Source organism: Arsenophonus nasoniae DSM 15247 (genome assembly GCF_000429565.1).
GTDB classification, from domain to species: Bacteria; Pseudomonadota; Gammaproteobacteria; order Enterobacterales; family Enterobacteriaceae; genus Arsenophonus; species Arsenophonus nasoniae.
Genome location: NZ_KE386919.1, coordinates 25,981 through 31,245, shown reverse-complemented (window position 1 = coordinate 31,245; position 5,265 = coordinate 25,981). Strand labels below are relative to the sequence as shown.

Below are 5,265 nucleotides of genomic sequence, written 5' to 3'. Positions count from 1 at the left end.
AGCGCATCACGCACGTTAGATTCATCAAATTCGGATGTTGGATCAATCCATGTAGAAAACAGATTATCGTAGGCAATAAAGTAGCCCAAGTTGCTTTGTACGTATTTAACGGTGTCAGCGTCTTTTTCATTGAGCGCTTTGATGTCTTCGGGCGTCATTCCCTGTCTGGTGACAAACTGCACCAACTGGTCGCTTAGATACTTGTAGAAGATAAAGCCGAGTATGTAGTCTTTGTATTCGTTGGCTTCAATTTTAGAGCGCATCTGGTTGGCAGATTCCCATATTTTTTTCGCAAGCTGTTGTTTATTCACTATAATTCCTGTTTAGAGCAATTCTTTTTGAAAAGGCTATTTTAGGGTTTGATTGTACGTTTGATAAAAGCTTCTTGCTAGGGTCTGTCATCAAATGCGTAAGCTCCCAGTGTAGGACAGTACGTCTGTCAGATCATCGTCAATCCGGAGCAATTGTTAAAAAATTAATGTCATGTAGTGAAAAGATTGCTCATTCAATATAGCGCTTTCGTTTGTTATGATGCAATTTGTTATGTAAACAGTGAAAATATGAGATGAGTAAAAACCGCAGTTTGAAAAAGTTAAACATCAAACGCAAAGACAATGCTTTTGTAGCTAAACCGTTTTTGGTATTTGATATTAAGAATCAGCATTCTTCACAATTTTTTGATACTTACGATGAAGCAGCCGATTACTGCATTGATAAGGGATTATCAACATTTCTGGAAGTCGGAGAAGTGAGTTACATTAATTCTAATGAGCTTTCGCTATCTCCCGTTAATTTTTATTTTGTGCCAAAGAATTCATCAACAATCTATGTAATTGATGTTGATGATTTTGAGGAAGTGAGCAAAGAGATAATGGAAGGTAAGGTCTTTTTACCTTGTCCTTCAAACTCTCTTCACTGATATTTTTCTAAGTTAAAAGCGAATATTAAAAGATGAATAAAAAATTCACCCCAACCCCACACGATGCTGTGTTTAAACAATTTCTAAGTGAAAAAGAGACAGCGAAAGATTTCTTTGACATATGGCTACCGGATGAGATTAAAGCACTATGCGACTTAGATAGCCTAAAAGTGGAATCTGGCTCATTTGTCGATAGCGAGATGAAAAACTACCAGAGTGACATTCTCTATTCTGTCAAGACCGGACAGGGGAAAGGCTATATCTACCTATTAATTGAGCACCAGTCTACACCGGATAAGCTCATGGCATGGCGATTGATGCGTTATAGCCTTGCTGCCATGCAGAAGCACCTAGAAGCCGGACACAGGCAATTACCGCTCGTTTTCCCCATTTTATTTTATTGTGGTGAACAAAGTCCTCACCCCTATAGTACGAATTGGTTAGACTGTTTTCACGACAGAAAACTGGCAGAAAGTATCTACACCAATCCCTTTAGGTTAGCCGATGTCACCACACTTGAAGACGGTGAGATTATGCAGCACAAGCGAATAGCATTACTTGAGTTACTCCAAAAGCACATTCGCAGAAGGGATATGACGGAGCTACTGGATAGTATTGTTAAACTATTGTCGTATAATTATTATACCGATAATCAGGTTATCACTATGTTTAACTATCTCATCCAAGAAGGTAACGCCAAAAAGCTAATGGAATTTATCACTGAGATAGCCAAACAATCAGAAAAACACGAAGGAGCACTTATGACTATTGCTCAAGCATTAAGACAGGAAGGTAAAATTGAAGGTCGTCAGGAAGGCTACCAGTTAGGAAAAAATGAAGGCGTTCAAGAAGGTAAACTTGAAGGGATTCAAGAAGGGATGCAAAAGGGTGAAAAACAGGCTTCGATGAAGATAGCGCGCCAAATGCTCGAAAGTGGCATGGACAGGCAATCTGTAATGAAATTTACGGGCTTGAATGATGATGAAATGATTAACCTGTTTAAAGATTAAACGATGACAGAACGCAAGAAATTAACCCTCAATTGCCCAAGAAAAGCTTCACAAGAAGAGCAGACTTCAAGTGCCCCTGTTTACGGTAAAAAGGTATTGGTCAATGCTGCGCCAAAAAAACAGGCAAAAAAGCCTCATCCTCCCAAAGTAGTAAAACAGCAGCCCAAGAAGGTGGTTGAAAAATCTAAACAGGCAGTGAAGGTTAAAACACCAAAACCACCGACACCGCCTAAAAAGCGATTGCCGTTAGAGGAAGCGATTTCCCAGATAACCACGTTTTGGCCTAATCTTTTTCCTGATAGCGGGTTGCGCCCAATGAAAATTGGTATCCAACAGGATATGTGGCAAGAAGTGAAGGAAAAGTCATTACCGATAGCGAGAAGGCGTTTAAGAGCCTGTTTAGGCAGTATTGGTCATCACGCTGATTATCGTGCACTTATCCAGTTAGGTGCTAATCGTTATGACAAATCCGGACAGATATCAGGAATTGTCACCCAAGCCGATGTTGAGGATAATCTGCAACGTTTAGCACGGCGAAATAAAAACAAATGAAAGAATCTGAATTAATTGCTCATGCTGAAAATGCCACTTTGTGGAAAAAATATCCGACACTAACAAATTGGGAAGTCCGTTTTTTAAATAATGTCATCACTTCGTATCGGCAATGGAATAACATTTCACCGAAACAAAAAGCCGCCACATTTAAAATCCTCCAAAGAGTGTGCGAAATCAAATAGGGGTTTTACGCCATATCAAAACTGCAACAGGCGATTTTCAAAAATCAGCCGATTAGTCGTACAATTGCTTTTACTCCTTATGACGGTAACTTCCATGCCTACGGCATAAAAACCATAAAGAGAATTGGGTGGATCAATTTTGATTGATCGTATTTAGCTAAAAAGTGGATCAGTTTTCGGTGATCGTTGACAACGGTAAGCGGGTTTTGCGTACAGCGATATAATGAGATTATTGGCGGTGTGCACCAAAAATAAAAAAAACACCCATAACGGTATATTTTATAAAAATAAAAACCCGATAAAAACCCAAAAAAATAATCGCTACCCATAAAGATCCGTAAAAATACAAATTAAATACTATTTAAGGCTTTTTTATTTATGTTTAACAATTAAAAATACCCATAAAAAGTATAATATTGGTTGAAATAAATCACTTCAGGTATATTATGGGTGTTATTAGTTAAAGGTTAATGCAATAAGGGTATCCTGTGAAAAAGCTATTTTGTGATGATGGTTCCACTGCGGTAAAACTGGCATGGTTCGATGATAACGGTGAACGGCATACGCTGGTCAGCCATAACTCCTTTAAAGAAGGCTGGAACACATCGGGTTTTGGTAGTGATAAAACCTATAACTATCTTGCCGATGGTGAAAAGTACGCTTTTGACACACACAATCCGTCTGCGATTGTGACCACCAATATTGAATATCAGTATGGCGTTGAAAACCGACTGTCAGTGCACCATGCGCTTTTGCAGACAGGACTGGAGCCACAGGACGTTGAGTTGTGGGTAACACTGCCCGTATCGGAATACTTCACCTCAGACATGCAGGAAAACACCGACAACATTCAGCGTAAGTCTGCGAATTTGCAAAAAGATATTACCTTGAATAAAGGACAGCTATTTTCGATAAAAAAAGTCCACGTCCTGCCGGAATCGTTACCTGCGGCGTTGACCTCGCTGGAAGCGGATAACGTTAGGGATCTGGAAACCTCGCTTGTTGTCGATTTAGGTGGAACCACGCTGGACTGCGGCGCGATTGCCGGACGTTACCGGAGCGTGTCACAAGTATCGGGCGAACCCGGATTAGGCGTTACGCTGGTCACAACCGCCTTGATGAATGCGTTAAAACAGGCCGGAAGTCATACTAGTTATTACATTGCCGATCAGTTGGTCAAAAACCGGAACACCAGAGAACTGTTTGAAACCGTGGTCAACGATGCCAGCAAAATTGATACAGTATGCAGCGTGATTGATAGTAGCATTGCTCGTTTATCCGAGCGGGTCATTCAACACCTGCAAGCCTATAAAGGCGTTAACCGAATTTACCTCACTGGTGGCGGTGCAGAACTGATCTATCCGGCGGTCAAAGCCGCTTTCCCGTTACTGAAAGAGAAGGTAAGTATTTTGCCAGATGCACAGCTTGCTCTTGTCACTTCCATTGCCGAAATTAATCGTTAAGGAGTACAGAAAATGAGCGAAGAACGCCGCAAACTCTGGCTGTACCTGTACCCCGATGAACCACACCAGAAAGCCGTCATTGATGCGATTGAGTCTGTCCCTCTGCGCCAGCGCCCTGATTATTTCAGGGACTGTCTGGTAGCTGGGGCTGCCCTGTCCACGCTGGATAAGCGGATTCCGGCATTACTGGCATTATTGCTGGACGGGAAACACGATGCACAGACGCTGAAAAATACCTTGTCTCTGGTTCTGCCTGAAATGGTTACAGATAACCACGGCACGGCATTACAGGCCGTGGCATGGCAGAAGCGTGTCAGGGATGAACTGGCAGCGGGGAACCCGTGGACGGCATGGATGGCTATCACCGAAGATGAATACCGGAAACGGGCGAATCAGCCGGAGGATAACGCCGAAGTTCGCGCCCTCTTAGCCCCTGTAGAGCAAGAAAGTGCAGAATTCGCGTCGTTCCCCGTACAGGAAGAAAAACCGGAGCAAAAAACGGCCTCAGAAACCCTGTCCAACGCAAAAAAAATGTTTGGCGGAGATAAAATTTAAATGAATAAAAAGGATGTCGCGCTAATGGCGGCTCCGCTTATGTTTCCCTACGGGATGTTAGAAGCATAGTGAAAAAAAAGCGTAGCGCTTAAATAAATTGAATTCCGCTTGGAAATAAAATTTATCCATCGTATTAATTTGAAATTTGAAGGACTTCCTTACTGCCCGATGCCAGCTTGCCATACGCCCATTTTTAGGGGACGGCAAGCCTTAAAGTGGCTTTCGCGGCATATCCTCGCCACAAGTGGCTCCGGTATTCCACGTTCCACTTGACCCCAAATGGTCAATGGCTTCGTGGCATCGGGCAGTAAGGGAACGGTGACACGGGGTCACCTCTGTAATGGTCAACAAATTCTGTAGAAGATCTAAGCGGCATTTTTTAGTTCATGATATTTTTGATGTGGCGTTAAATAACCAATCGTTGAATGGCGTCGATAATAATTGTAAAACTGAATATAATTTTCAACTTCACAGACAACAGATTGATGATTCATAAACGATAAACGGTTAAGTCTTTCTGTCTTTAAACTCCTAAAAAATCTTTCCATCACGGCATTATCGAGGCAATTACCTCGCCGACT

8 protein-coding genes are annotated in these 5,265 nt (G+C 42.0%); 6 read left to right on the top strand and 2 right to left on the bottom strand.

The features are described from left to right. The coding region (locus tag G468_RS0119115; RefSeq protein ID WP_026824298.1) for a type I restriction-modification system subunit M N-terminal domain-containing protein at window positions 1-311 on the bottom strand (311 nt) is incomplete at its 3' end. A gap of 254 nt (window positions 312-565) precedes the next feature. Between G468_RS0119115 and G468_RS0119110 the strand changes: the two genes are divergently transcribed. From G468_RS0119110 to G468_RS0119085, 6 genes are all read left to right on the top strand, one after another. Then, window positions 566-919 (top strand): hypothetical protein, encoded by a 354-nt coding sequence (locus G468_RS0119110; RefSeq protein ID WP_026824297.1) that lies wholly within the window; start codon window positions 566-568, stop codon window positions 917-919. Between the two features lie 32 nt (window positions 920-951). Continuing rightward, window positions 952-1,929 (top strand): Rpn family recombination-promoting nuclease/putative transposase, encoded by a 978-nt coding sequence (locus G468_RS0119105; protein ID WP_026824296.1) that lies wholly within the window; start codon window positions 952-954, stop codon window positions 1,927-1,929. 3 nt (window positions 1,930-1,932) lie between these two features. Further along, the gene (locus G468_RS0119100) at window positions 1,933-2,481 is read left to right on the top strand and encodes a ProQ/FINO family protein (protein ID WP_026824295.1); all 549 of its coding nucleotides are present in this window, start codon (window positions 1,933-1,935) and stop codon (window positions 2,479-2,481) included. Further along, window positions 2,478-2,666, top strand: a complete 189-nt coding sequence (locus tag G468_RS0119095) for a hypothetical protein (RefSeq protein WP_026824294.1) — start codon at window positions 2,478-2,480, stop codon at window positions 2,664-2,666. The genes G468_RS0119100 and G468_RS0119095 overlap by 4 nt, the downstream gene beginning before the upstream one ends. Before the next feature lie 488 nt (window positions 2,667-3,154). Then, entirely contained in the window at window positions 3,155-4,129 is a 975-nt protein-coding gene (gene parM / locus G468_RS0119090) for a plasmid segregation protein ParM domain-containing protein (RefSeq protein ID WP_026824293.1), read from the top strand. Window positions 4,130-4,141: 12 nt separating this feature from the next. Continuing rightward, a complete protein-coding gene (locus tag G468_RS0119085; protein WP_026824292.1) occupies window positions 4,142-4,684 on the top strand; it encodes a plasmid partitioning/stability family protein in 543 nt (180 codons plus the stop codon). A 365-nt stretch (window positions 4,685-5,049) separates the two neighbouring features. Here the strand turns inward: G468_RS0119085 and G468_RS23340 are convergent. Further along, window positions 5,050-5,265, bottom strand: a 216-nt coding sequence (locus G468_RS23340) for an integrase core domain-containing protein (protein ID WP_155846987.1), incomplete at its 5' end; no start/stop codon positions are given.